We start from the raw sequence: 24,531 nt of genomic DNA on the forward strand, positions 1-24,531 counted from the left end.
CCCGCCTCACATCCCGTCCGGCCAGTAGTCGATCCAGGACAGTGCCTCTTCCGCCGTTTCGACAAAGCGGAACAGTTCCAGGTCATGTGCCGAGATTACCCCGGCCTCGGCCAGCCGCGGCCAGTTGACCACGCTTTCCCACCATTCCCGCCCGAACAGAAGAAAGGGCACCTTCCGCATCCGCCCGGTCTGGATCAGCGTCAGGCTCTCGAACATCTCGTCCATCGTGCCGAAGCCGCCCGGAAAGACGCAGACCGCCGCCGCCCGCATCAGGAAATGCATCTTGCGGATCGCGAAGTAGTGGAAGTTGAAGCTCAGTTCCGGCGTCACATGCGGGTTCGGGGCCTGTTCATGCGGCAGCACGATGTTCAGGCCGATCGACCGCCCGCCAGCCTCTTCCGCGCCGCGGTTGCCCGCCTCCATCACGCCCGGCCCGCCGCCGGTGCAGATCACGTTGCGCCGCCCGCCCGAGGCGCGGCTGCGCTCGGTCATCGCAAAGGCAAAGCGCCGCGCCTCGTCATAATAGGGCGCCAGCGCCGCCAGCCCCGCCGGCCGCCCCGCCGCCTTGTCGGGCGCCGGGATGCGCGCGCCCCCGAACAGCACGATGGTGGATTCGATGCCAGCCTCGTCCATCGCCATCTGCGGCTTCAGAAGCTCCAGTTGCAACCGCACCGGCCGCAACTCGTCGCGAGTCAGGAAATCGGGGTCCGCGAATGCCAGCCTGTAGCTCGGCGAGCGGGTCTGCGGGGTGTCGGGAATCTGCCGGGCGGTTTCAATGTCCTGGACGCTGTCACGGAACGGATGGCTGCGGGGATCGGGCGACATGGAAGGCTCGTTGCGGCTGGTGGTTGCTCGCCATAGGGTCACGGGCGAACCGGAAAGGAAAGCGGATTGGCCGGGATGCACGAGGGCGAGGTGGAGCTGTCGGCACGACAGGTGCGCGCCCTCCTTGCCGCGCAGATGCCCGATCTCGCCCCGTTTCCGCTCCGCCGGGTGGGCGCAGGCGGAACGGACCATGTGCTCTACCGCGTCGGCCCCCGTCTCCTCGCCCGCTTTCCACGCCTCGCCTCGGCGGCGAACCAGCCCTTGGGTGAGGCCGCATGGCTTCCCGCCCTTGCACCCTGCCTGCCGCTGGCGGTTCCTGGTCCGCTTCGCCTTGGCGAACCGGGCGCAGGCTATCCCTTCGCCTGGTCCGTCGGCCCCTGGCTTCCCGGTCGCGATGCATGGTCGGCCCCGCCTTGGCAGGCGGCCGAGGCCCTTGCCGCCTTCGTCGCCGCATTGCGGGCCGCCCCCGTGACACCCGGTGCCCCTGCCCGCACGGGCACCCTCGCCGACCGCGATGCCTTCCTTCGCAGCATGATCGCCGAGGTCCGCGACGAGGCGGAACCCGCGACCCTCACACGGCTGTGGGACCGATGTCTTGCCCTGCCCCGGTGGAACGGCCCACCGGTCTGGGTCCATGCCGACCTGCACCCCCTGAACCTGCTGACCCGCCGGGGGCGGCTGGTCGCGGTGACCGACTGGGGCGCCTTCGGTGCGGGTGACCCGGCAGAGGACCTGCTGCCCGCCTGGGCCGCTCTGGACGCCTCCGGGCGCGACAGGTTCCGCGCCGCGCTTCGGGTCGATGACGGCGACTGGGCGCGGGGCTGGGCCTTCGCCTTCTCCAAGGCGGTGATGGCCGTGCCCTATTACCGCGAAACAAACCCTCGGCTCAGGGACATGATGCGAAGGATGCTGGTGGAATGCCTGAATGATTGCGCGGCGGGGCGGGTGGCCCTATAGGGCCATGGACCTTGACGCGACAGGAGAGACCGATGTCCCACGCCGCCCTGGAAACCGCCATCGAAGCCGCCTGGGCCGACCGCGAGGCGCTGACGCCCGCCACCCGGGGCGAGCGGCGCGACGCCGTGGAGGCGACGCTGGAGGCGCTGGACAAGGGGCAGCTTCGCGTGGCCGAGAAGCGGGGGCAGGACTGGCATGTGAACCAGTGGGCCAAGAAGGCGGTGCTTCTGTCCTTCCGGCTGGCCGACATGGAGGTCATCCCCGGCGGCAGCGGCGGGGCGACCTGGTGGGACAAGGTGCCGTCCAAGTTCCAGGGCTGGGGCGAGGCCGAGTGGAAGGCCGCGGGCTTCCGCGCCGTGCCGGGGTCCATCGTCCGCCGCTCGGCCTTCATCGGCAGGAACGTGGTCCTGATGCCCTCGTTCGTGAACCTGGGCGCCTATGTGGACGAAGGGACGATGGTGGATGGCTGGGCCACGGTGGGCTCCTGCGCCCAGATCGGCAAGCACGTGCACCTGTCCGGCGGCGTGGGCATCGGCGGGGTGCTGGAGCCGATGCAGGCGGGGCCGACCATCATCGAGGACAACTGCTTTATCGGGGCGCGGTCCGAGGTGGTGGAGGGCTGCATCGTCCGCGAGGGGTCCGTCTTGGGCATGGGGGTCTATATCGGGAAGTCCACCAAGATCGTGGACCGCGAGACCGGGGAGGTCATGTACGGCGAGGTGCCGGCGGGGTCGGTCGTCGTGGCCGGGTCGATGCCGGGCAAGGGTGGCGTGAGCCTCTACTGCGCCGTGATCGTCAAGAAGGTGGACGCCCAGACCCGGTCCAAGACCTCGATCAACGAGCTGTTGCGGGACTGATCCGGGCCGCAAGGGCATCCGGGGGCGTCCGAGCTCGGACGCTTGCCCCGGATAAATGAAATCAATGAGTTGTGAGACCGGATTAACTTGGACTTAAGAATTGTCCGGGGACGGTCTGGTCTGGCCGAAGCGCCTGCGCCCGTGGCGGGACGTTTGTGATGGTTTGGTCGGATGGTCTTTTCCCCCTGGAAAGGGGTGCGCCGCGTGGCGGGCTGGTGCCCCCTCCCTTACCCCTCCCCACAAGGGGGAGGGGGGTGCCCTTGCCGGATCGGGGCGCGCGGGGGGCGGCCCTAGCCACCCCCGGTTTCCGAAAGGGCGCGGGGGAGGTCTTTCGGGGTCAGGGCGACGAAGGTGGCGCCGAGGGTGAGGGCCTCGTCGCGTTTTTCGGGGCGAGTGGTGCCGGTGGCCGGGTCTTGCAGGAGTGCCACGCCAAGGCGGGCGCCGGGGGCGGCCGCGGCGAGGCGGCGCAGGTGCATCAGCGAGACGCGCGACGGGTTGGGGTCGAGGAAACACAGCACCACGGCGGTGCGGCCTTCGAGACCCGCTTCCTCGGCCGGAAGGCGGGCGCGGCGGGGGGCTGCGCTGGCCGGGATGCCGGCGTCTGTGAGCGACTGGGCCAGGCTGGCGGCGAAGGCATCGTCCAGCCGGGTGCGCCCGCCGAGGCAAAGCACGGGGGCCACACCTTCGGGCGGACCCGGCACATCCAGCGTGGCAATGACGGACTGGAGCGTTTCGGCGATGCGGTCCTGCTGCGCGAGGGTGAGGCGGCCGCGGTCGAGATCGCGCTCGGCCAAGGCGAGGGCGGGCCAGAGCGTGGTGGTGTGAAAGCTGGCGAGGGCGGCGCTGTCGAGCGCCTCTTCGGCCATCTCCACGGCCTCGACCTCATCTGCGGCAAGGAGGCGGTGGTAAAGCCGCGCCTCGGGTGGCAGCACCGGGCGGTCGCCGAAGAGCACATCGAACAGCTCGAACTGCGGGATGTGGCGGCCCAGGACGACCAGGCAGACGGTCAGCGGTGTGGAGAGGACAAGGCCGGCGGTGCCCCAGATCCACGTCCAGATGACTGCCGAAAGGATGATCGCAAGCGGCGAGAGGCCGGTGCGCGAGCCGTAGAGCCAGGGTTCGACCACGTTCGACGTGACAAGCTCGACCACCACGAAAAGCGCGATGGCCCAGGCGAGGGGTGCCCAGCCCGGCAGGGCGGCGAAGGACAGGAAGATCGGGAAGGCGGCGGAGAGGATCGAGCCGATATAGGGCACAAAGCGCAGCACCAGTGTCAGCATCGCCCAGAGGCTCGCATTGGGCACGCCGATCAGCCAGAGGCCAAGGCCGATGGGCACGGCGTAGATGATGTTCACCAGAAGCTGCACCAGCAGGTATTTCGACACGCGGCTGCCGGCTTCCTCCAGCACCTGCGCAGTGCGATGCAGGTCCGAGGCGCCGACCAGGCGGATGAAGCGGTCGCGCAACTCGTCACGTTCCAGCAGCATGAAGATGACGAGGACGAAGACCAGACCCACGGCGGCGACAGGGCTGACCAGCATGAGCACCAGTTCCTGGAGGAGTTCGGCGGGCTTGCTGGACTCGACGATCTGGACCTGGACCGGCGCGCTGCCGGGGGCCGCGTCCGGTGTGGCGGTGGCGGCGCTGATTTCCGCGTTGACCGCCGAGAGGGTGCCGGTGATGCGGGCGAGCAGCGCGCTGTCGGAGCCGGTGGCCTGCAACGTTTCGATCTTGGCGATGATGTTGGATTGCAGCGTGGGCAGGGTACCGGCGAGCTGGTTCAGCTGGCTGGCCACGGCGAGGACGAAGGCGGCCAGCATCACGGAGGAGACGGCCACGGCGGTCAGGACGGCGGGCAGGTCGGGCAGGCCGGTGCGGCGCAGGCGCGTGACCAGAGGCGCAAGCGCGAAGGTGATGAGGATGGCGAGCGCCACGGGCAGGAACAGATCCTGCGCGAGGTGAAGCACGGCGCCAATGCCGGCAATGGCCGCCACCTGCACCAGCGAGAGGCGTCTTGCGGGCCCGGTGGCTTCGGTGGCGGGCATGGCGGCCTGTGCGGATGGAACGGTTCCGGCCGAGGCTAACCCGAGCGGGGGCGGTCGTCCATCGGGTCCCGCCCCCGCAGGTCAGCGCGCGCGGACCGGGGTGGCGACGGGGGCGGGCCGGGCCGGCAGATGCGCCTTGAGCATCGTATCGAAATCCACGCCCTGGAAGTCTGGCAGGAGGCGGGCCATCGGCGCGGGGTCCAGGCTGTGGGGCGTGGCGTAGAGGTAGCGCATTTCCAGAAGTTCGCGGCCCAGTTCCCAGAAGGGCGCAGCAAGGCGCAGGCCCCACCACGGGAATTGGCCGATGCGGAGGTCTTGCCCCATCAGGCGCGAGAGGCCGTCGCGCAGGTCTTGCGTGCTGAAGGTCAGGCCGGCGAAGGGGATGTCCGACCAGGCCGGCAGGTCGGCGCGCCTGCTGGCCAGGGCTGCGGCGGCGCGCGCCATGTCGGGCAGCCAGGCATAGGCGCGCTGCACGTCCGGCTGGCCCATGGCGGTGATGCGACCGCGGGCGAGGCCCTTGAGCATGACCATGCGAAGGATCGTGGCCGGGCTGTCGGGATCGAGGAAATCGCCGCCGCGCAGGAGGATGACCTGCTGGCCCTTTGCCGCGGCCTCGCGGTAGGTTGCTTCCATGCGGACACGGATGGCGCCCTTGCGGGCAACCGGGCGCTGCGGCGTGGAAGGCCCCCAGGGGCCGGGTTCGCGGCCATAGACATAGACGTTGCCGGGCACGAGCAGCGTGGCGCCCGAGGCGCGGGCGGCGGCCAGGGCGGAGGCCGTGATTTCGGGGATCAGACTGTCCCAGGCGTGGTAGTTCGGCGGGTTGAGGGCGTTGACGATGACATCGGCGCCGCTGGCAGCGGATGTCATGTCGGTGCCGCGGGCGTAGCGCCGCACCTCCCACCCTGCCGCGGCGAAGGCGGCCGCGGCGCGGCGGCCGAAGTTGCCCGATGAGCCCAGCACCAGAACCGTGTTCGACATGATCCTCTCCTTTGGTGGTCGCGGTTGCGATGGCACCGATATGCCCATGCGGAAACCGAAAGGGTATTCCTGCAGCATGTATCCCTGATATACGGAAATGCATGGATGCCCTGACCGACTGGACGCTGATCCGATCCTTCCTGGCGGTGGCCGAAACCGGCTCGTTGTCGGCGGCGGCGCGGCGCCTGGGGCTGACCCAGCCGACATTGGGCCGCCACATCGCCGAAATGGAGGCGGCGCTTCAGCTGGAGCTGTTCACGCGACAGCCGCGCGGGCTGGCGCCGACCGAGACGGCAGCGGCGCTGTTGCCCCATGCGCGCGGCATGGCCGAGGCGGCGGCGCGGCTGTCGCTGGCTGCCGCCGGGCGCGAGGTGCGGCTGGCGGGGCCGGTGCGGATTACTGCAAGCCGGGTGGTGGCGCATCACCTGCTGCCCGAGATTCTGGCGGGGCTGCGCGGCGAGGAGCCGGGGATCGAGATCGAGCTTGTCGCCTCGGACACGGCCGAGAACCTGCTGTTCCGCGAGGCGGATATCGCGCTGCGCATGTACCGCCCGGATCAGCTGGATCTGGTGGCGGCGCATGTGGCGGACCTGTCGCTTGGGCTTTACGCGGCGCCGGCCTATCTGGACCGGCGGGGGCGGCCGGCCTCGATGGAGGATCTGCTGGCGCATGACATCGTGGGGTTCGACCGGTCGGAGCTGATGATCCGCATGATGGCGGGGCTGGGGCTGGTGCGGAAGCGGGACGATTTCCCGGTGCGCTGCGACGACCAGCTGGTGCACTGGAACCTGGTGCGGGCGGGGCTGGGGATCGGCGGGGCGCAGCGGATCTTTGCCGATGCCGATCCGGCGGTGGAGCGCATCGCGCCCTTCCTGCGCCTGCCGCCCCTGCCCCTGTGGATCGCCGTGCCCGAGGCTCTGCGCCACCAGCCACGGGTGGCGCGGGTGTTTGCCTGGCTGGCCGACAGCCTGCGGCGGAAAGCGGCGCGGCAGCCGAAGGACTGACCCGGCCTCAGTGCAGGAAGGCGGCGTTCTTGCCCCAGAGCTCTTGCACGCGCCGGTCGCGGCCGCAGGACTGGCGGTAGAACTTGTAGGCGTTGGACTGGCGCATGGGGCCGGCGCGGGTGATCACGATGTTGCGGCCCTCGGCATAGTCCTGGTGATAGTCTTCGGCGGGCCAGAAGCGCGTGGCGTCCAGCACCGGCGTCACGACGGGCTGGCCCAGTTCCGCCGAAGCGGCGGCGATGGCGGCCTTGGCGGCGGCCTTCTGCGCAGGGCCATCGACGAAGATCGCCGAGCGGTAGGCGGAGCCGCGGTCGCAGAACTGGCCGCCGGCGTCCAGCACGTCTGTCGAACGCAGGAACAGCTCGAGGATGCGGTCGTAACTGATGCGGCTCGGGTCGAAGGTGATCTGCACCGCCTCGTAATGGCCTTCGTGGTCGCCATAGGTCGGGTTGGCCAAGCTGCCGCCGGTGTAGCCCGAGACCACGTCCTGCACGCCGGGCACGGATTCGAAGTTCGATTCCACGCACCAGAAGCAGCCGCCGGCCAGGATGGCCGTGTCGGCCCGCGCGGCCCCCGTGAAGGCCAGAAGCGCGGCCAAGAGCGCAAGGATTCGTGTCATGATGCATCTCCCCTTTTCCAACCATACGCGGGGCGTGCGGCGTTGTTTCACGGCGCACCGGATTGTGATCGGCCCTTGCCTTCGCCGCGCCACCGCCTAGCGTGGCGCCCGACCAGGAGGCGCCATGACCGACCATGTTTCCACCCACCAGGCCGAGGAGGATGCCCGCAACGAGGCGATCCTGATCTGGGTCAACGGGCGCATCGTGCCCAAGGCCGAGGCAATGGTTTCCGTCTATGACAGCGGCTTCATGCTGGGCGATGGCGTCTGGGAGGGGATCCGGCTGTACAACGGCACCTGGGCCTTCCTGGACGAACATATCGAGCGGCTGTTCGAGGCGGCCAAGGCGATCGACCTGGACATCGGCCGCAGCAGGGCCGAGGTGGCGCAGGCGCTGAAGGACACGCAGACGGCGAATGGCATGACCAGCGATGCCCATGCCCGGCTGATGGTGACGCGCGGGGTCAAGACGCGGCCGTTCCAGCACCCCAGGCTCAGCCAGCGCGGGCCGACCATGGTGATCATCATGGAACATTCGCGTCCGAGCCTGCCGCGCCCGATCCGCCTGGCCACCGTGCCCCATCTGCGTGGGCTGCCGATGACCCAGGATCCCAAGCTGAACAGCCATTCCAAGCTGAACTGCATCCTCGCCTGCATTGCCGCCGAAAAGGCCGGGGCGGACGAGGCGCTGATGCTGGATGTGCATGGCTTCGTGAACACGACGAACGCCTGCAACTTCTTCATCGTGCGCAAGGGCGAAGTCTGGACCAGCACGGGCGACTACTGCATGAACGGCATCACGCGGCAGAAGGTGATCGACCTGTGCCGCGCCAATGGCATCCCGGTGTTTGAACGCAACTTTTCGCTGGTGGACACCTATTCCGCCGACGAGGCCTTCCTGACCGGCACCTTCGGCGCGCAGACCCCGGTGGGGGTGATCGACGGGCGCACCATCGGCAGCGGCCAGATGGGCCCGATGACCGAACGCCTGCGGGGCCTGTACAAGCAGCTGGTCGGCGCCTGACGGCCTTCTTCTGGTCAAAGGCCCTTCTTCTGTTCCCAAATATCCCACGGGGGGTGCGGGGGGTGTGAAACCCCCCGCTTCCGCCGGCAGAGCCAGGAGACACCCATGAAAATCGCGATGTGGTCGGGCCCGCGCAACCTGTCGACCGCCATGATGTATGCCTTTGCCGCGCGGGGCGATGCGGCGGTCTGGGACGAACCCTTCTATGCCGCCTATCTGGCGGCGACGGGCATCGCTCATCCGATGGCGGCCGAGGTCATTGCCGCGGGCGAGCGCGACCCGGCCAAGGTTGCCGCCGCCTGCACCGGGGCGATCCCCGAGGCGAAGCCGATCTGGTACCAGAAGCACATGACGCTGCACATGATCCCCGCCTTTGACCGGGGGTTCATGGCGGGGCTGACCAATGTGTTCCTGATCCGCCATCCGGCGCGGGTCGTGGCGAGCTATGCCCGCAAGCGCGAGAACCCGACGCTCGATGACATCGGCTTTGTCCAGCAGGCCGAGTTGTTCGACCAGGTGGCCGACCGGCTGGGCCGGGCGCCAGTGGTGATCGACAGTGCCGATATCCGCGACGATCCGAAGGGGCGCCTTGCGGCACTGTGTTCCGCGCTTGGGATTGCCTTCACGGACCGCATGTTGTCGTGGCCGGCCGGGCCGAAGCCCTATGACGGGGCCTGGGCGCCGCATTGGTACAATGCGGTTCATGCCTCGACCGGCTTCGATGAGCCGGAGGGCGAGCTACCGGCGCTGGAGGGCGATGCGGCAAGGCTGGTGGAGCTGGCCCTGCCGCATTACGAACGGCTGCGGCGCCATTCGATCCTGTGACGCGGGCGGCGAGGGCCGCCCGCGCGCTGCGCAATCAGAACACCAGGAAATCGGCGTTGGTCAGCACCAGGTTGGGGGCCAGGGTGGCGAACTGGAACGCAAGGCCCGCGTCGCTGCCATCGGCATCGTAGTACAGCGCGCCGGTGTCGCGTTCGTAGATCACGCGCTGTGCCGTTGTCGTGGCCAGGCCTGTCGTGTTGGAGACGAAGGCCGAAGCGGCGAGCGCCCCCAGCGAAACGCCCGCGAAGACGGCATCGTCCAGGCGGATCGTGTCGTCCACCACGACGAAGTCGGTGATGCGGTCGATGTTGGTGGAGCTGAGCGCGCTGTCGAAGACAAAGGCATCGGCCCCGGCGCCGCCCGTCAGGCTGTCGGCGCCGTCGGCGCCGGCCAGCGTGTCGTTGCCGCCCCCGCCCACCAGCGTGTCGTTGCCGAGGCCTGCGCGCAGGCTGTTGGCCAGGCTGTTGCCGGTCAGCTGGTCGGCCCCGTCGCCGGATTGCAGGTTCTCGATCCCGACGAGGATATCCAGGCCATAGCCCGTATCCTGCGCCTTGGTCTGGGCCAGGTTGACCACCGCCCCGGTGGTGCCGAGGAAGAGCGCGGTGTCGAGCCCGGCACCGCCGTTCAGAGAATCGTCGCCCAGGCCGCCCGACAGTGTGTCATTGCCGCCGGAGCCGATGATGGTGTCATGGCCGTCGCTGCCGTCCAGGATGTTGGCATAGGCATCGCCGGTCAGCTGGTCGTCGTTCAGCGAGCCGGTCAGGTTCTCGATGCTGGAGCGGGTGGTGCCGGTCACCGCCAGGAAGGTGTCAACGCCCGAGGCCTGGGTGTTCTGTGCGCTGGTGATGGCGAGGCTGACGATCACGCCGCCCTGCCCGGCCTTGATGTTCTGGTAGGACACCGTGTCGGAGCCGGTGCCGCCGTCGAAGACGTTGTCCAGAAGATCGCCGGTGAACGTGTCGGCGAAGGCGCTGCCGACCACGTTTTCGAAGTTGCGCACGGTATCGACGATGCCGCCGGTGGTGGCCTTCTGTTCGGCGAGGTTCACGTTCACCGCATCGGCGGCCAGCTCGTAGGACAGGGTATCCACGCCGGCGAGACCGTCGAGGATGTTGGCCTGGGCGTTGCCCGACAGCCAGTCGTCATAGTTCGAGCCGATGAGATGTTCGAAGTTGAAGACCGTGTCGGTGCCCGAGCCGCCGGTGGTCTGCGCCCCGGTGAGCGACAGGTCCAGCGTGATGCCCGAGATGGCGCCGAATTCGTAGGACAGCGTATCGCCGATGAAGCCGCTGGACAGGAACTGCGTGCCGCCATCGACGACGTTGTCGGCGATGTTGGCATAGATCACGTTGTTCAGCCCGTTGCCGGTGCCGTTCAGCGCATTGGTGCCCATGAGGCGCAGGTTTTCGAGCGTGCTGCCCAGCGAGTAGTTCACGTAGGACAGGACAAGCTCGGTCCCGCTGGAATCCGAGATTTCGTCGCCCAGGTTGTCGGCCACGAAGGTATCGTTGCCCGAGCCGCCGTCCATCTTGTCGGCCCCGGCGCCGCCATCCAGGAAGTTCGACCCGGTGTTGCCGACGAGGCGGTTGTTCAGGCTGTTGCCATAGCCCGTGACGGCCGAGCCGATCAGCGTCAGGTTTTCGACGTTGGCGGTCAGGCGGTAGGAGACTTCGGAATAGACGATGTCGATGCCGTCGCCGGAGCCGTTCAGTTCGACCACCACATCGGCGCCGTCGACGTAGTAGGTGTCGTTGCCCTTGCCGCCGGTGAGCACGTCTGCGCCTTCGCCGCCATCGAGGATGTTGTCGCCCGAGTTGCCGGTGAGGTCGTCATTGAAGCGGCTGCCGGTCAGGTTCTCGATGCCGATGAGCTGGTCGTAGCCCGAGCCGCGGGTGTCCTGGAAGCCGGTGATGGTGAGATCGACCGTGACCCCGCCCGCGGCGACGCTTTGGGTTTCGGTCTGGGTGGTGAGCGAGCTGCCGCCCAGGGTCTGCAGGTCGTAGCTGGCATAGGAGACGGTGTCCGAGCCGCCCTGGCCATCGAGGATGTTGTTGCCGGCATTGGCGTAGAGCGTGTTGTTCAGCGCGTTGCCGGTGCCGTTGATGTTGGCCGTGCCCATCAGGCGCAGGTTTTCGAGGTTGGCGCCCAGGACGTAGCTGATCGTGGTGGCCACCATGTCGATCTGCGACAGGCTGCTGTTGATCTCGACCACCACATCGCCGGCATTGTCGACGATGTAGGTGTCGTTGCCGTCGCCGCCGGTCATGGTGTCGGCGCCGGTGCCGCCGTTCAGCGTGTTGCCGCCGGTGTTGCCGGTCAGGACGTTGGCGCGGAAGTTGCCCAGCCCGGCCAGCCCGCTGGAGCCGGTGAGTTCCAGGTTTTCAAGGTTGGCGCCGAGGGCGTAGCTGACCGACGAGATGACCTTGTCGATCTGGGTCCAGGAGCTGTTGGTTTCGACCACGACGTCGGAGGAGCTGTCCACGACATAGGTGTCGTTGCCGTTGCCGCCGATCATCGTGTCGGCGCCGGACTTGCCGTCGAGCACGTTGCTGGCGGCGTTGCCCGTGAGCACGTTGTTCAGCGTGTTGCCGGTGGCGTTGATGGCCGCGCTGCCGGTGAGGGTCAGGTTCTCGACATAGTTGGTGAGGGTGTAGCTGATGGAAGCCTGCACGAGGTCGATGCCAGCGCCCGCGAGGAGGTTGTTTTCCTCGGTCACCACATCGGCGGCGTTGTCCACGATGTAGAGGTCGTTGCCCAGGCCGCCGACCATCAGGTCGCCGCCGGCGCCGCCGTTCAGCGTGTCATGGCCGCCGAGGCCCAGAAGCGCATCGTCGCCGGTGCTGCCAAGCAGGGCGTTGTCGAAATCTCCATCCGATCCGGTGGTGCCTTCGCCCACCAGCAGGATGCCGGGCCCGGAGAACCGGATGTTCTGGGCGGAGGTGGCGGTGCTGAGGCCCAGGTCATCGAGCCCGATGCCCGAAAGCACGATCGACTTGCCCGCGACGGAGAACTGCACGCCCGAGGCGGTGCCGTTGATGAGGAGTTCGGCAGGGCGGATGCCGGCATCGAAGATCAGGACATCGTGGAGCGGGTCGAAAACGATGGTCTGATTGTTGGCAAGCGCGCTGAACGTGTAATTGGCCATGACTCGTACCTCTGTTGACGATTGGCCCGTTTCTTCTGTGCCGGTGTGGCAATTGCATGGCCGTTGCGGGCATGAATTGTGGCGGTGGCCAGCAGGTCACGCATGACGTTGGGGAAAACGCCAGTAGGGCGCGGATTTTCCTTATTTGTCAGATCGTTGCGCGAAAAAGGCGCGGCGCGGGGCGCGGCCTGGGCGGAATAACGCGAAATCCGGGGCGCGCAATGGATCAATAGGAATGGGAATCGGGCAGGAATTGCAGGGACGGCCCCCGAAATACGGGGGCCGCTTGCAGCGGGATCAGACCTTGCGTGCCACGCGGGCGTTGCGGGTGGCGATCAGTTTCAGGCGCAGGGCGTTCAGTCGGATGAAGCCTTCGGCATCCTTCTGGTCATAGGCGCCGGCGTCTTCCTCGAACGTGACGTGCTTTTCGGAATAGAGGCTGTGTTCCGACCAGCGCGCCACGGTGCGGGCCGAGCCCTTGTAGAGCTTCACGCGGACGGTGCCGGTGACATGCTCTTGCGTCTTGTCGATCAGGGCCTGAAGCGCCTCGCGTTCCGGGCTGAACCAGAAGCCGTTGTAGATGAGTTCGGCATAGCGCGGCATGATGGAATCCTTCAGGTGGCCTGCGCCGCTGTCGAGCGTGATCTGCTCGATGCCGCGGTGGGCTTCCATCAGGATGGTGCCGCCGGGGGTTTCATACACGCCACGGGACTTCATGCCGACGAAGCGGTTTTCCACCATGTCCAGAAGGCCGACGCCATGCTTGCCGCCGATCTCGTTCAGGCGGGTGAGGATGGTGGCGGGCGAGAGGCGTTCGCCGTTGATCGCCACGGCGTCACCCTTTTCGAAGGTGATTTCCACCATTTCGGGCGTCTCGGGCGCCTGTTCGACCGGGGTGATGCGCTGATAGACGTAATCGGGGGCTTCCACCGCCGGGTCTTCCAGCACGCGGCCTTCGGAGGAGGTGTGCAGAAGGTTCGCATCCACCGAGAAGGGCGCCTCGCCGCGCTTGTCCTTGGCGATCGGGATTTGGTTCGCCTCGGCAAACTCCAGAAGTTTCGTGCGGCTGGTCAGGTCCCACAGGCGCCAGGGCGCGATGACGCGGATCGCCGGGTCAAGTGCGGCGGCGGACAGTTCAAACCGCACCTGGTCGTTGCCCTTGCCGGTGGCGCCATGGGCCACGGCATCGGCGCCGGTCTCGTGCGCGATGCGGACGAGGTGCTGCGAGATCAGCGGGCGCGCGATGGAGGTGCCGAGAAGGTAGAGACCTTCGTACAGCGCATTGGCGCGGAACATCGGGAAGACGAAGTCGCGCACGAATTCCTCGCGCACGTCGACGATGTGGATGTTTTCCGGCTTGATCCCCAGGAGGATCGCCTTCTGCCGCGCGGGCTCCAGTTCCTCACCCTGGCCGAGATCGGCGGTGAAGGTCACGACCTCGCAACCGTATTCCGTTTGCAGCCATTTCAGGATGATCGAGGTGTCGAGACCCCCGGAATAGGCAAGGACGACCTTCTTCGGCTTCAGCATCGCAGGGCTCCGTATCCGTTCCGCCCGCGATTAGCGGGAAACGGACGCAAGGACAAGGCGAGGGCTTGACCTGCACGGCGGGCTGCGGCTGAGGTGGCGCGACAATGCGGGAGGAACGAGTGAAGGCGTGGCAGATTTTCCGCCATTCGGTGCGGCAGGTGGTGGGCAATCTGCCCGGTGCGCTGCGTGTGTCTCTGGTGCCGGTTGCCATTCAGGTTGCGGTCATGCTGGCGCTGGCTGGCATCGCCGGGCCGACCGGCGGTCTTCTGGAGCCGGCCGCGCCTGACGCCGGGTTCGTGATGGGCACGATCCTTGCTCTGGTGGTTGTGGTTGCGACGGCGCTGTGGATTGCCGTGGCCTGGCATCGCTATGTGCTGCTGAGCGAGGTGCCGAAGGGATTTGTTCCGGCGTTCCACGGAGACCGGATCGCGGCCTATCTGCTGCGGTCGCTGGCCTATCTTGTGGTGCTGGTGGTCGTTGCCGTCCTGTTGTCCTTTGTCCAGTCGGCCATCGCCAATGCGCTTTCCGTTTCGTCGGTTTCGGCCTTCATGATCCTGATGCTGGTCATCGTGCTGTTGCCCACGCTCACCGTGGGGCTGCGGCTGAGCAGCGGATTGCCGGGCGCCGCGATCGGAGCGACGGGGGATTTCACCACGGGCTGGCGGGCGACCACGGGCGCAACCGGGGATACTGCGGCGCTGGCCGTGATCCTTGTGCTGGCGCAGACCGCCCTGCAGCTGGTGGGCTTTGCGCTGAGCTCGGCCGACCTGTCGATCCTGTCATTTGCCTGGGAGGTGGTGACAAGCTGGCTGGTGACGATGGTGGGCGTGTCGGTGCTGACCACGCTTTACGGCCATTATGTCGAGGGGCGGGCGCTGGTCTGACTTGATCCGGGACGGCGGGCGAGTCATGCCGGGGCATGACACGGTTTTCCGACGATGCCCGCCAAACCGCGCTCGCGCTTCGCGATCTCTTTCCCGAGACGCCGCTGCAGCGCAATGACCACCTGTCCCTGCGCCACGGGGCCGATATCTGGCTGAAGCGCGAGGATCTGACGCCGGTGCGCAGCTACAAGCTGCGCGGCGCCTTCACGGCGATGCGCAAGGTGCTGGAGGCCGATCCGACCAAGGCGCGGTTCGTCTGTGCCAGTGCCGGCAACCATGCGCAGGGCGTGGCCTATGCCTGCCGTCATTTCGGCGTCACCGGGACGATCTTCATGCCGGTGACGACGCCGCAGCAGAAGATCGACAAGACCCGCGCCTTTGGCGGCGGGCAGGTGCGGATCGTGCTGACGGGGGATTATTTCGACCAGACGCTGGCGGCTTCGCAGCGGTTCTGCGTGGAAGAGGGTGCACATTTCCTGTCGCCCTTCGACGACCCGGACGTGATTTTGGGGCAGTCGAGCGTTGGGGTGGAACTGCTGGAGCAACTGGGCCGCGCACCGGACCTGGTGATCCTGCCGGTGGGCGGAGGCGGATTGTCGGCGGGGGTGACGCGCTATCTGCGCGAGGCGGCGCCGGAGACGCGATTCGTCTTTGTCGAGCCGCTTGGCGGGGCGAGCCTGACGGCGGCGCTGAAGGCGGGGCATCCGGTGACGCTGCCGCGGGTGAACAGCTTTGTGGACGGCGCGGCGGTGGCGCGGATCGGGCAGCTGACCTGGGAGGCCTTGTCCTGGGCCAGGCGCGACCAGGTGCAGCTTGCGCCCGAGGACCGCATCTGCGTGACCATGCTGGAGATGCTGAACGTCGAGGGCATCGTGCTGGAACCGGCGGGGGCGCTGTCGGTGGACGTGCTGCCGGACCTGGCGGGCGAGATCGCGGGCAAGACGGTGGTCTGCGTGACCTCGGGCGGGAATTTCGACTTCGAGCGCCTGCCGGAGGTGAAGGAACGGGCGCAGCGCTATTCGGGCGTGAAGAAGTATTTCATCCTGCGGATGCCGCAGCGGCCCGGTGCGCTGAAGGAGTTTCTGACCATGCTGGGGCCGGACGACGACATTGCCCGGTTCGAATACCTGAAGAAATCGGCACGCAACTTCGGGTCGGTCCTGATCGGGATCGAGACGAAGGACGCGGCCAATTTCGAGGCGCTGTTCGGCGCGATGGATGCAGGCGGCTTCACCTATCAGGACATCACGCAGGACGAGGTGCTGGCCGAGTTCCTGATCTAGTCGCCGAGGCGTTCCAGCAGGCGGACATAGGCGGTCTGGCCGCGGCGGAACTCGTCCAGGCGGAAGAATTCGTCCGGGGCGTGCAGGTTCTCGTCGCCATGGCTGAAGCCGAACATCACGGCATGGACGCCCAGCGTATCCAGAAGCGTGGTCATCACCGGGATCGAGCCGCCGACACGGGTGTGGAGCGGCTTGGTGGCGTAGATGTCCTCCAGCACCTGCGCGGCGATGGCGCTGGCGTTGTGGCCTGCGGGGACAAGGAAGGGATCGGCGCGGCCGGGGTTGCGCAGGACTTCCACGGTGACGCCGGGCGGGGTGTGGCGGGCGACATGGGCCTGGATGGCCTCGAAGATGCGTTCGGGGTTCTGCGCGGCGACGAGGCGGCAGGTGATCTTGGCGCGGGCCTCGGCGGGCAGCACGGTCTTGGTGCCGGCGCCCTGCCAGCCCGAGGTGAGGCCGTTCACATCGAGCGTGGGGCGGGCGAAGATGCCTTCGGCGGCGGTGTAGCCGGGTTCTGTCCAGGTCGCGGGCGCGCCGGTTTCGGCCAGGAGGTCGGCGTCCTTGAAGGGGATTCGGGCGATGTCGGCGCGTGCTTCGGGCGAGAGCGGGATCACGTCGTCGTAGAAGCCTTCGACGGTGATGAGGCCGTCTTCGCGGCGCAGGCTGGCCAGGATTTGCGCCAGCGCCAGCGCCGGGTTGGCGATGCCGCCGCCGACCATGCCGGAATGCTGGTCCGACCTTGGCCCCCGGACCACGATTTCCAGCGAGACCAGGCCCTTGAGCGCCTGCACGATCTGCGGCTGGCCGGGGGCCCATTGCAGGCCATCGGCAGAGAAGATCATGTCGGCCTTCAGCCTTTCGGCATGGGCAGCGACGAAGGGGGGAAGGTCGGGCGAGCCGATTTCCTCTTGCCCCTCGAAGAAGAAGCGGACGTTGACCGGCAGCTTGCCGGTGGTCTGCAACAGTGCCTCGCAGGCGAGGATGGGGATGAGCATCCCGCCCTTGTCATCCGAGGCGCCGCGTCCCCAGAGGCGGCCGTCGCGGATTTCCGGCTGGAAGGGCGGAGAGGTCCAGAGGTCGAAGGGCTCGGCCGGCTGCACGTCGAAATGGCCGTAGATCAGGATGGTGGGCTTGTCCGGCCCTGCGTGGAGCCAGTCGGCCAGAACGACCGGGTGGCCAGCGGTTGGCATGACTTCGGCATGTTCGGCGCCGGCCTGGGTGAGGCGGCGGGCGACCCAGTGGGCGGCGTCCAGCACGTCGGGGATGTTCTCGGGCTTGGCCGAGACCGAGGGGATGCGGACGAAGTCCATCAATTCCGCGATGAAGCGGTCCTGTTCGCGGTTCAGATAGGTCTGGCTGTCCATGGGGCACCCCTGCTGTAACGGGGCGATCCTCTGCGCCGTAACAGCCAAGTGCAAGGCCGGGGCTTGACGTTGATGCCGGCGCAACCTGTGTTGAGGCCATGGACCGCTGGACCCGCCCGAAGAGATTTGACCGCAACCTGATCGTCATTGGCGGCGGATCGGCGGGGCTTGTCACCGCCTATGTGGCGGCGGCGGCGCAGGCGAAGGTGACGCTGGTGGAGGCCGGCGAGATGGGCGGGGATTGCCTGAACACCGGCTGCGTTCCGTCCAAGGCGTTGATCCGGGCGGCGAAGGCGGCGGCGGAGATGCGCGGGGCGGCGCGGTTCGGCATCGTGCCGGTGGAGCCGGTGGTGGATTTCCGCGCGGTGATGGCGCGGGTGCGGGCGGTGATCGACGAGATTGCGCCGCATGACAGTGTGGAGCGGTATGAGGGGCTCGGGGTCGAGGTGATCCGTGGCCGGGCGCGGCTGGTCGATCCCTGGACGGTGGATGTGGACGGGCGCCGGCTGACGGCGCGGGCCATCGTTCTGGCGACCGGGGCCGAGCCGGTGAGGCCCGATCTGGCCGGTGTGGAGGTGTTCACGTCGGAGACCGTCTGGGACGCACTGGCCGCGCGGGAGAAGCCACCTGAGCGGATGGTGATCCTGGGGGGCGGGCCGATCGGCTGCGAACTGGCACAGGCGCTGCGGAGGTTGGGGGCCGGGGTGGTTCTGGTGGAAGCCGGACCGCGGCTTTTGCCGCGCGAGGATGCGGAGGTGTCGGACCTGGCGCTGCGGGTCCTGGAGGCCGAGGGCGTCACGGTGCGGCTTGGCGTGATGGCCGGGGCCGTGGGCGGTGCGCTTGTGCTTTCGGATGGCGCGCGGCTGGAGGCCGATCTGGTCCTGGCCGCCATCGGGCGGCGGGCACGGGTGAAGGGGTTCGGGCTGGAGGAACTGGGCATCCGCGCCGACCGTGTGATCGAGACCGATGGCTACCTGCGCACACGGTTCCCGCATATCCTGGTGGCGGGCGATGCCGCCGGGCCGTTCCAGTTGACCCATGCCGGGGCACATCAGGGCTGGTTTGCGGCGATGAATGGCCTGTTCGGCGATGTCTGGAAGACGAAGGCGGATTACCGGGTGATGCCGGCTGTCACCTACATGGACCCCGAGATTGCCCGTGTCGGGCTGAGCGAGGCAGAGGCGCGGGCGCAGGGTCGTGTTTTCGAGGTGACGCGGTACGGGTTGGATGACCTGGACCGGGCGATTGCCGATGGCGCGGCGCGGGGCTTCGTGAAGGTGATCTCGGGGAAAGGCGGGCGCATCCTGGGGGTGACGGTCGCGGGTGCCCATGCGGGCGAGTTGATCGCGGAATGGGCGCTGGCGATGAAGGCGGGGCTGCGGCTTGGGCAGGTGCTGGGCACCGTCCATGCCTATCCGACCATGGCTGAAAGCGCGAAATACGCGGCTGGCATCTGGCGGCGGGCGCATCTGGACCCGCGGCTGCTGGCGCTTTTGCGGCGGTTCCAGGACTGGAGGCGCGGATGATCGATGCTCGGCTTCTGCCGGTGCAGCGGCGAATTCTGGCGCCGGTGGCGCGGCGGCTTCAATCGGCGGGCGTCACGGCGGATGCACTGACTTTGGTGGGGTTCGTGCTTGGGCTGCTGGCGGTGGCGGCGGTGGCGGCAGGGGCCTTCTGGGCCGGATTGGCGCTGCTGCTTGTCAACCGGCTTGCCGATGGGCTGGACGGCGAGGTTGCACGGCTCGCCGGGGCGACGGACCGGGGCGCCTTTCTGGACATCGCGCTGGACTTCGTCTTCTACGCGCTGTTTCCCCTGGGCTTTGCGCTGGCCGATCCGGCAGAGAATGCGCTGCCGGCGGCCGTGCTGATCGCGTCTTTCGTGGGGACGGGATCGTCCTTCCTGGCCTTTTCGGTTCTGGCCGAGCGGCGCGGGCTGAAGGCTGCGGACTATCCGGCCAAGGGTATTCATTATCTGGGCGGGCTGACCGAAGGGGCCGAGACCATCGCCGTCTTTGTGGCCATGTGCCTGTGGCCCGGAGCGTTTCCAGTGCTGGCGCTGGCCTTCGCCGGGGCCTGCGCGGTGACCACGCTCTTGCGGTGGTGGCGGGGTTGGCACGTGTTCGGCTGAGGTCAGGCGGCCCTTGCGGCGCGTGCGGTCAGCACAGCCTCGCGCGCTGCGCGGAAGGCGGCGGCAATGGGTTGCGGATCAGGCCGGCCGCCGGCAGCGAGCAGACGCTCGCCCTCCTGGCAAAGCTGGGCGACGGCGACGAAGCCCAGGTTCAGCGCACTGCCCTTGAGGAAGTGCAAATCCTCCAGCGTGGGGCCGCGGTCGAGGCGGATGACAACCTCCCCGGCCTCTTCAAGAAAGACATCGACGACTTCATCGAAGCCGTCTTGCCCGATTTCGTCGCGCAGTTCCGCCATCCTGAGCCAGTCGATCATGCCCATCGCCGCGCTCAGGCGGCCCCCTGTTCCACACACGGTCCGAGATTGACCGAACAGGCTTAACAAGCCGTGGCGGCGTGGAAGGCGAATGGTGAAAATGCAGTGCTTCACGCCGCATTAAGGGACGGACGGCAAGACGGTGAAAACCGCGGGAGCCTGTGCCGTGAACATGACTTTGACAAGACCGCTGTCCCTGGCGCTGGACATGCCCGCGCAGGGCCTGACGGTGCTGGTGGCCGACGACAGCCGCGCGCAGCGGATGGTGCTGGCGATGTCGTTGGGCCGGTGGGGTTTTCACGTGGTCGAGGCGGCGTCGGGCAGCGAAGCGATGGAGCTGTGCCGCCGCACGGCCTTTGACATCGTGATCAGCGACTGGGTGATGCCGGGGCTGACGGGGCCGGAATTCTGCCGTGCCTTCCGTGGCCTGCCACGGGATGGCTATGGCTACTTCATCCTGCTGACGTCGAAATCAGAGAAGGCAGAGATCGCCGTGGGGCTGGATGCCGGGGCGGATGATTTCCTGACCAAGCCGGTCAGCGCCGACGAATTGCGCGCGCGGCTGCGGTCGGCGACGCGGATCATCGGGATGCAGCGCGAACTGGTGGAAAAGAACCGGCTGGTGGTGGACACGCTGACCGAGTTGCAGGTGGTGCACGAATCGCTGAACCGCGACCTGATCGAGGCGAAGAAGCTGCAGCAAGCGCTGGTGCGGGACCGATACTGCTCGTTTCCGGGCGGGGCGGCGTCCTTGCTGATGCGGCCGTCGGGCCATGTGGGTGGCGATCTGGTCGGCTGGTTCGAGATCCGCCCCAAGCTGGTTGCGATCTACAGCATCGACGTTTCGGGGCATGGCATCGCCTCGGCCATGCTGAGCGCGCAGCTGGCCGGGATGCTTTCAGGCCATGCCCCTGGCCAGAAGGGTGCACTGAGCCGGTTGGGGACCGGGCATTACACGTCGTGGCCGCCGGAGATTCTGGCGGGCCGGCTGAACCGGATCATGCTGGAGGAGATGCGGGTCGATCTGTACTTCACCATGGCCTATGCCGAGGTGGACCTGAAGACCGGCGATGTACAGCTGGTGCAGGCGGGCCATCCGCACCCGGTGATCCTGCGAACGGATGGAACGGTCGAGGCCCTGGGTGAGGGCGGCTTGCCCATCGGGCTGTTGCCGGAGGTGATCTATACGCGGGTGCAGGCGCGGCTTTCGCCGGGGGACCGCCTGATTCTCGCTTCGGACGGGCTGACTGAATATCCCTTCCCTGGCGGAGCCGAACTGGGGACCGAAGGGCTGACGACATTGATCCGCCAATCGGCGCACCTGCCGAGCCCTGCCCTGCTGGAGGCGCTGGTCTGGGACCTGTTCAGCCTGACCGGGGCCGACACGCCAGCCGACGACATTTCCGCCGCGATCCTGGATTTTGCCGGACTGCCCTGACGTTCGTGCCGGGTGGATCAGGTCAGCGCACGGGCAAGCATGGCGCGGTCGCCAGAGTTTGTCAGCTGCACCAGAGCCTCGGCGGCGGACATCCACACCGCCTCGTGTCCGGCCTCGGTGGGCGGGCCGAGCCGCAGGACGGGGCGGGCGAGGTAGATGGTGCAGAGTTTTTCGGCCCAGAGGTCATATTCGGGCATGTAGGTGAAGCGCCGGAAGGCGCCGAGCCGGCGGGTGATGTCGATCTTCCAGCCGGTTTCCTCGAAGACCTCGCGGTGCAGGGCGGCGATGGGCTGTTCGCCCCGGTCGATGCCGCCGCCGGGCAGCTGGAATTCGGGGATCGGGGCTTCCTGGAAGGTCGTCAGCACCGCATCGCCATCCAGAAGCACCGCATAGACGCCGGGGCGCCGCCGGTAGCGTTGTCCTGCCTTCACCGTCTCGCCGAACCGCCGGATCATTCTCTGCCCTTGGTGCCGAGGTTGCCGTACCTATATAGGCGCGGTATGCCAGTACTGGCTTCCCAAGGAAACCCCATGACCATTGGACCCCAAATCGCCTGGGACGATACCGTCCTGCCCTTTCAGCTTGACCGTTCGGACATCCGCGGCCGGGTTGCGCGGCTGGATGGCGTGCTTGACCAGGTTCTGAAACAACATGCCTATCCCGCGCCCATCGAGGCGCTGGTCGCCGAAGCGGCTCTGCTGACGGCGCTTATGGGGCAGGCCATCAAGCTGCGCTGGAAGCTGAGCATCCAGATTCGCGGCAAGGGCCCGGCGCGGCTGATCGCGACCGACTATTATGGCCCGACCGAGGATGGCGCCCCGGCGCGCATCCGCGCCTACGCCAGTTTCGACGAAGAGCGGCTGGACCCTTCGGCCGACCCGTTCAGCCTGATCGGCGAGGGCTATTTCGCCGTGATGCTGGACCAGGGCGAGGGGATGCTGCCGTACCAGGGCTTCACCCCGATTGCCGGCGGGTCGTTGTCGGCCTGTGCCGAAACCTATTTCGCGCAGTCCGAACAGCTGCCCACCCGTTTTGCCGTGACCTTCGGCAAGAGCCTGGAACCCAGCCGCACCGAACACTGGCGCGCGGGAGGCGTGATGCTGCAGCACATGCCGCAAGTGGGTATGGGCGTCGCAGCCGAAGGCGGTTCCGGAGAGGGTGGGCTTCTGACCCATTCCGACATCCTGTCGGGCGATCCGGCCGAGAACTGGAACCGCGCCTCGATCCTGCTGGACACGGTGGAGGAACTGGAGCTCATCGGCCCTTCGGTCACGCCGACGGATCTGCTCGTTCGGCTGTTCCATGAGGAAGAGCCGCGGGTGTTCGACGCCCAGCCGGTGCGGTTTGGCTGTTCCTGCTCGGCCGACAAGGTGCGTCAGACGATGTCGATCTATTCGCAGAAGGACATCGCCAAGATGACCACCGACGAAGGGATCGTCACGGCAGACTGCCAGTTCTGCGGCGCGCATTACGAGCTGGATCCGAAGTCGCTTGGCTTCGAAGGGACGGACGCGCTGGCCGCTGCGGCGAAGCATGACGCCTGAAGAAGTGGCCCTGCGCCGCGCGCTGGCGCGCCCGGCGCGGCCATCTTCCGACTATGACCTGAACCCGGATCTTGCCCTGCCGCCGGGCCGCAAGCTGCGGCCCGCTGCCGTTCTGGTGGCCGTGCGCCTGGATGGGCCTGGGGCGCGGGTGATCCTGACCAAGCGGTCCTCGCATCTGAAGCACCATCCGGGGCAGGTGGCCTTTCCCGGCGGCAAGATCGATGCGGGCGATGCAGGGCCGGAGGATGCCGCCCTGCGGGAGGCGCGAGAGGAAGTGGACCTGCCGCCATCGGCGGTGGAGATCCTCGGTCGTCTGCCGGCACACGAGACGGTGACAGGGTTTTCGGTCACGCCCGTGCTGGGATTGATCCGGAAGGCGCATGACCTGATTCCGCAAGAGGACGAGGTGGCAGAGGTGTTCGAGGTGCCTCTGTCCCATCTGACCGATCCGGCGCGGTTCCGCATCGAGCGGCGGCGCTGGCAGGGGGTTTGGCGGTCCTACTATGCCGTTCCATGGGGGCCCTACTACATCTGGGGCGCGACTGCCCGCATCCTGCGCGGCCTGGCCGACCGGGTGGCGGCATGAGGCTGTCCGGCGACTGGCTGACGCATCCCGGCACGGTGGCAGTGATGCAGGCGCTGGAGGGGGCGGGCGGGCGGGCGCTGTTCGTCGGGGGCTGCGTACGTGATGCGGTGCTGGACCGGCGTGTGGGCGACATCGACATTGCGACCGACCTGACACCCGAGCGCGTGGTGGAGGCGGTCCGGGCAGCGGGCCTGAAAGCCGTACCCACGGGGATCGACCATGGCACCGTGACGGTGATCGCGGCGCATAAGCCGCATGAGGTGACGACTTTCCGGCGCGACGTTGAGACCTTTGGCCGCCATGCGGTGGTGGCCTTTTCGACCGAGGTGGCAGATGACGCGGCGCGACGCGACTTCACGATGAACGCGCTGTACGCGGACGCGGCCGGTGCGGTGATCGACCCGCTTGGATCGGGCCTTCGGGATGCCCTGGCGCGGCATGTGCGGTTCATCGGTGATCCCGAGGACCGCATTCGCGAGGATTACCTGCGCATCCTGCGGTTCTTCCGGTTTTCGGCGGTGGTGGGCGACCCGGAGCTTGGGCTTGACGCCGAGGGGCTGGCCGCCTGCGCGGCGCTGGCCGAGGGGCTTGGTCAACTTTCGCGCGAGAGGATCGGGGCCGAAATGCGCAAGCTGCTGGCGGCCAGCGACCCGGCGCCGGCGCTGGCCGCGATGGCGCAGGCGGGTGTTCTGGCGCGGGTGCTGCCGGGCGCAGAGACCGGGGCGCTGGCGCCTTTGGTGCATCTGGAGGGCGGGCACCGCCAGGACTGGTTGCGGCGGCTGGCGGTTCTTGGGGGAGAAGATGCCGAGGGCCGGTTGCGGCTTTCGCGGGCTGAGGCGCGTGATCTGGATGCCCTGCGCCGGGCCATCGGCAGCACCGAATCGGCGGCCGTGCTGGGTTGGTGCCTGGGAGCGGAGCGGGGCGCGGATGCCGTGCTGGCGCGGGCGGCCGTGATGGGCACGCCGGTCGGGCTGGATGCGCTGGACGAGGTTGCGCGCGGGGCGGCGGCACGGTTCCCGATCACGGCGGCGGACCTTGCGCCCTTGACCGGAAAGGACCTGGGAGCCCGGTTGAAGGCATTGGAGGCACGCTGGCTGGCGGGTGGCCTTTGCGCGGGCAAGGACGAGTTGTTGCGGTAAGGTGCCAGTGACGTGCAGGTTTCGGCGTGACAAGCGCCA

General features: G+C 67.7%; 22 protein-coding genes. 13 read left to right on the forward strand and 9 right to left on the reverse strand.

All coding sequences use genetic code 11. From position 1 onward, the window contains the following. Positions 1-6: 6 nt before the first annotated feature. Complete coding sequence (locus tag JO391_RS15575) at positions 7-825, reverse strand: LOG family protein (RefSeq protein ID WP_220661363.1); 819 nt, start codon at positions 823-825, stop codon at positions 7-9. Between the two features lie 75 nt (positions 826-900). On the opposite strand from JO391_RS15575, the gene JO391_RS15580 reads away from it, so the two are divergent. Beyond that, complete coding sequence (locus JO391_RS15580; protein WP_259444912.1) at positions 901-1,782, forward strand: phosphotransferase; 882 nt, start codon at positions 901-903, stop codon at positions 1,780-1,782. 32 nt (positions 1,783-1,814) lie between these two features. Then, positions 1,815-2,639: a 2,3,4,5-tetrahydropyridine-2,6-dicarboxylate N-succinyltransferase gene (gene dapD / locus JO391_RS15585; RefSeq protein WP_220661365.1), complete on the forward strand. Its 825-nt coding sequence runs from the start codon at positions 1,815-1,817 to the stop codon at positions 2,637-2,639. Positions 2,640-2,929: 290 nt separating this feature from the next. On the opposite strand, the gene JO391_RS15590 is transcribed toward dapD, so the two are convergent. Further along, complete coding sequence (locus JO391_RS15590; RefSeq protein WP_220661366.1) at positions 2,930-4,684, reverse strand: AI-2E family transporter; 1,755 nt, start codon at positions 4,682-4,684, stop codon at positions 2,930-2,932. An 81-nt stretch (positions 4,685-4,765) separates the two neighbouring features. Continuing rightward, on the reverse strand, positions 4,766-5,665 hold the full coding sequence (locus JO391_RS15595; RefSeq protein ID WP_220661367.1) for a Rossmann-fold NAD(P)-binding domain-containing protein: 900 nt from the start codon (positions 5,663-5,665) through the stop codon (positions 4,766-4,768). 101 nt (positions 5,666-5,766) lie between these two features. On the opposite strand from JO391_RS15595, the gene JO391_RS15600 reads away from it, so the two are divergent. Beyond that, complete coding sequence (locus JO391_RS15600; protein WP_220661368.1) at positions 5,767-6,669, forward strand: LysR family transcriptional regulator; 903 nt, start codon at positions 5,767-5,769, stop codon at positions 6,667-6,669. Positions 6,670-6,676: 7 nt separating this feature from the next. Here JO391_RS15600 and msrA read toward each other — a convergent pair whose 3' ends face one another. Then, positions 6,677-7,288 carry a peptide-methionine (S)-S-oxide reductase MsrA gene (gene msrA, locus JO391_RS15605; RefSeq protein WP_220661369.1) on the reverse strand — a complete coding sequence of 204 codons (612 nt, stop codon included), beginning with the start codon at positions 7,286-7,288 and terminating at the stop codon, positions 6,677-6,679. A 124-nt stretch (positions 7,289-7,412) separates the two neighbouring features. Here msrA and JO391_RS15610 point away from each other — a divergent pair, with 124 nt between their 5' ends. Both JO391_RS15610 and JO391_RS15615 read left to right on the forward strand, forming a co-directional pair. After that, entirely contained in the window at positions 7,413-8,312 is a 900-nt protein-coding gene (locus JO391_RS15610) for a D-amino acid aminotransferase (protein WP_220661370.1), read from the forward strand. 105 nt (positions 8,313-8,417) lie between these two features. Next, the gene (locus tag JO391_RS15615; RefSeq protein ID WP_259444722.1) at positions 8,418-9,137 is read left to right on the forward strand and encodes a sulfotransferase-like domain-containing protein; all 720 of its coding nucleotides are present in this window, start codon (positions 8,418-8,420) and stop codon (positions 9,135-9,137) included. Positions 9,138-9,171: 34 nt separating this feature from the next. Here JO391_RS15615 and JO391_RS15620 read toward each other — a convergent pair whose 3' ends face one another. Both JO391_RS15620 and JO391_RS15625 read right to left on the reverse strand, forming a co-directional pair. Beyond that, positions 9,172-12,282, reverse strand: a complete 3,111-nt coding sequence (locus tag JO391_RS15620) for a beta strand repeat-containing protein (protein ID WP_220661371.1) — start codon at positions 12,280-12,282, stop codon at positions 9,172-9,174. A gap of 297 nt (positions 12,283-12,579) precedes the next feature. Continuing rightward, positions 12,580-13,812, reverse strand: a complete 1,233-nt coding sequence (locus tag JO391_RS15625) for an argininosuccinate synthase (RefSeq protein ID WP_220661372.1) — start codon at positions 13,810-13,812, stop codon at positions 12,580-12,582. 104 nt (positions 13,813-13,916) lie between these two features. On the opposite strand from JO391_RS15625, the gene JO391_RS15630 reads away from it, so the two are divergent. Next, a complete protein-coding gene (locus JO391_RS15630; protein ID WP_220661373.1) occupies positions 13,917-14,696 on the forward strand; it encodes a hypothetical protein in 780 nt (259 codons plus the stop codon). Between the two features lie 35 nt (positions 14,697-14,731). Continuing rightward, a complete protein-coding gene (ilvA, locus tag JO391_RS15635) occupies positions 14,732-15,979 on the forward strand; it encodes a threonine ammonia-lyase IlvA (RefSeq protein WP_220661374.1) in 1,248 nt (415 codons plus the stop codon). Here ilvA and JO391_RS15640 read toward each other — a convergent pair. After that, on the reverse strand, positions 15,976-17,343 hold the full coding sequence (locus JO391_RS15640; protein ID WP_220661375.1) for a dipeptidase: 1,368 nt from the start codon (positions 17,341-17,343) through the stop codon (positions 15,976-15,978). The genes ilvA and JO391_RS15640 overlap by 4 nt on opposite strands. Before the next feature lie 98 nt (positions 17,344-17,441). Here JO391_RS15640 and JO391_RS15645 point away from each other — a divergent pair, with 98 nt between their 5' ends. Both JO391_RS15645 and JO391_RS15650 read left to right on the forward strand, forming a co-directional pair. Then, positions 17,442-18,869 carry a dihydrolipoyl dehydrogenase family protein gene (locus JO391_RS15645; RefSeq protein WP_220661376.1) on the forward strand — a complete coding sequence of 476 codons (1,428 nt, stop codon included), beginning with the start codon at positions 17,442-17,444 and terminating at the stop codon, positions 18,867-18,869. Further along, the gene (locus JO391_RS15650; RefSeq protein ID WP_220661377.1) at positions 18,866-19,471 is read left to right on the forward strand and encodes a CDP-alcohol phosphatidyltransferase family protein; all 606 of its coding nucleotides are present in this window, start codon (positions 18,866-18,868) and stop codon (positions 19,469-19,471) included. The genes JO391_RS15645 and JO391_RS15650 overlap by 4 nt, the downstream gene beginning before the upstream one ends. Positions 19,472-19,473: 2 nt before the next feature. On the opposite strand, the gene JO391_RS15655 is transcribed toward JO391_RS15650, so the two are convergent. Continuing rightward, the gene (locus JO391_RS15655; RefSeq protein WP_220661378.1) at positions 19,474-19,785 is read right to left on the reverse strand and encodes an Hpt domain-containing protein; all 312 of its coding nucleotides are present in this window, start codon (positions 19,783-19,785) and stop codon (positions 19,474-19,476) included. Positions 19,786-19,957: 172 nt separating this feature from the next. Between JO391_RS15655 and JO391_RS15660 the strand changes: the two genes are divergently transcribed. Beyond that, complete coding sequence (locus JO391_RS15660; protein ID WP_259444913.1) at positions 19,958-21,223, forward strand: PP2C family protein-serine/threonine phosphatase; 1,266 nt, start codon at positions 19,958-19,960, stop codon at positions 21,221-21,223. Positions 21,224-21,240: 17 nt separating this feature from the next. On the opposite strand, the gene JO391_RS15665 is transcribed toward JO391_RS15660, so the two are convergent. Continuing rightward, the gene (locus JO391_RS15665; RefSeq protein WP_220661379.1) at positions 21,241-21,678 is read right to left on the reverse strand and encodes an NUDIX hydrolase; all 438 of its coding nucleotides are present in this window, start codon (positions 21,676-21,678) and stop codon (positions 21,241-21,243) included. 75 nt (positions 21,679-21,753) lie between these two features. Here JO391_RS15665 and hslO point away from each other — a divergent pair, with 75 nt between their 5' ends. The 3 genes from hslO to JO391_RS15680 are packed head-to-tail and all read left to right on the forward strand — an operon-like array spanning position 21,754 to position 24,492. Further along, positions 21,754-22,767, forward strand: a complete 1,014-nt coding sequence (gene hslO / locus JO391_RS15670; RefSeq protein WP_220661380.1) for an Hsp33 family molecular chaperone HslO — start codon at positions 21,754-21,756, stop codon at positions 22,765-22,767. Beyond that, entirely contained in the window at positions 22,757-23,353 is a 597-nt protein-coding gene (locus JO391_RS15675) for a CoA pyrophosphatase (RefSeq protein ID WP_220661381.1), read from the forward strand. The genes hslO and JO391_RS15675 overlap by 11 nt, the downstream gene beginning before the upstream one ends. Beyond that, positions 23,350-24,492: a CCA tRNA nucleotidyltransferase gene (locus JO391_RS15680; protein WP_220661382.1), complete on the forward strand. Its 1,143-nt coding sequence runs from the start codon at positions 23,350-23,352 to the stop codon at positions 24,490-24,492. Before JO391_RS15675 ends, JO391_RS15680 begins: the two co-directional genes overlap by 4 nt. Positions 24,493-24,531: the final 39 nt, after the last annotated feature.

It is taken from the genome of Neotabrizicola shimadae, from assembly GCF_019623905.1.
Taxonomy (GTDB): domain Bacteria; phylum Pseudomonadota; class Alphaproteobacteria; order Rhodobacterales; family Rhodobacteraceae; genus Neotabrizicola; species Neotabrizicola shimadae.

Coding starts and splice junctions, on each gene's coding strand:
- JO391_RS15660 (WP_259444913.1), top strand. CDS start 19,958: ATGACTTTGACAAGACCGCTGTCCCTGGCGCTGGACATGCCCGCGCAG.
- JO391_RS15625 (WP_220661372.1), bottom strand. CDS start 13,812: ATGCTGAAGCCGAAGAAGGTCGTCCTTGCCTATTCCGGGGGTCTCGAC.
- msrA (WP_220661369.1), bottom strand. CDS start 7,288: ATGACACGAATCCTTGCGCTCTTGGCCGCGCTTCTGGCCTTCACGGGG.
- JO391_RS15655 (WP_220661378.1), bottom strand. CDS start 19,785: ATGATCGACTGGCTCAGGATGGCGGAACTGCGCGACGAAATCGGGCAA.
- dapD (WP_220661365.1), top strand. CDS start 1,815: ATGTCCCACGCCGCCCTGGAAACCGCCATCGAAGCCGCCTGGGCCGAC.
- JO391_RS15580 (WP_259444912.1), top strand. CDS start 901: ATGCACGAGGGCGAGGTGGAGCTGTCGGCACGACAGGTGCGCGCCCTC.
- JO391_RS15630 (WP_220661373.1), top strand. CDS start 13,917: ATGCGGGAGGAACGAGTGAAGGCGTGGCAGATTTTCCGCCATTCGGTG.
- JO391_RS15640 (WP_220661375.1), bottom strand. CDS start 17,343: ATGGACAGCCAGACCTATCTGAACCGCGAACAGGACCGCTTCATCGCG.
- JO391_RS15675 (WP_220661381.1), top strand. CDS start 22,757: ATGACGCCTGAAGAAGTGGCCCTGCGCCGCGCGCTGGCGCGCCCGGCG.
- JO391_RS15680 (WP_220661382.1), top strand. CDS start 23,350: ATGAGGCTGTCCGGCGACTGGCTGACGCATCCCGGCACGGTGGCAGTG.
- JO391_RS15600 (WP_220661368.1), top strand. CDS start 5,767: ATGGATGCCCTGACCGACTGGACGCTGATCCGATCCTTCCTGGCGGTG.
- JO391_RS15590 (WP_220661366.1), bottom strand. CDS start 4,684: ATGCCCGCCACCGAAGCCACCGGGCCCGCAAGACGCCTCTCGCTGGTG.
- ilvA (WP_220661374.1), top strand. CDS start 14,732: ATGACACGGTTTTCCGACGATGCCCGCCAAACCGCGCTCGCGCTTCGC.
- JO391_RS15595 (WP_220661367.1), bottom strand. CDS start 5,665: ATGTCGAACACGGTTCTGGTGCTGGGCTCATCGGGCAACTTCGGCCGC.
- JO391_RS15665 (WP_220661379.1), bottom strand. CDS start 21,678: ATGATCCGGCGGTTCGGCGAGACGGTGAAGGCAGGACAACGCTACCGG.
- JO391_RS15650 (WP_220661377.1), top strand. CDS start 18,866: ATGATCGATGCTCGGCTTCTGCCGGTGCAGCGGCGAATTCTGGCGCCG.
- hslO (WP_220661380.1), top strand. CDS start 21,754: ATGACCATTGGACCCCAAATCGCCTGGGACGATACCGTCCTGCCCTTT.
- JO391_RS15645 (WP_220661376.1), top strand. CDS start 17,442: ATGGACCGCTGGACCCGCCCGAAGAGATTTGACCGCAACCTGATCGTC.
- JO391_RS15615 (WP_259444722.1), top strand. CDS start 8,418: ATGAAAATCGCGATGTGGTCGGGCCCGCGCAACCTGTCGACCGCCATG.
- JO391_RS15575 (WP_220661363.1), bottom strand. CDS start 825: ATGTCGCCCGATCCCCGCAGCCATCCGTTCCGTGACAGCGTCCAGGAC.
- JO391_RS15620 (WP_220661371.1), bottom strand. CDS start 12,282: ATGGCCAATTACACGTTCAGCGCGCTTGCCAACAATCAGACCATCGTT.
- JO391_RS15610 (WP_220661370.1), top strand. CDS start 7,413: ATGACCGACCATGTTTCCACCCACCAGGCCGAGGAGGATGCCCGCAAC.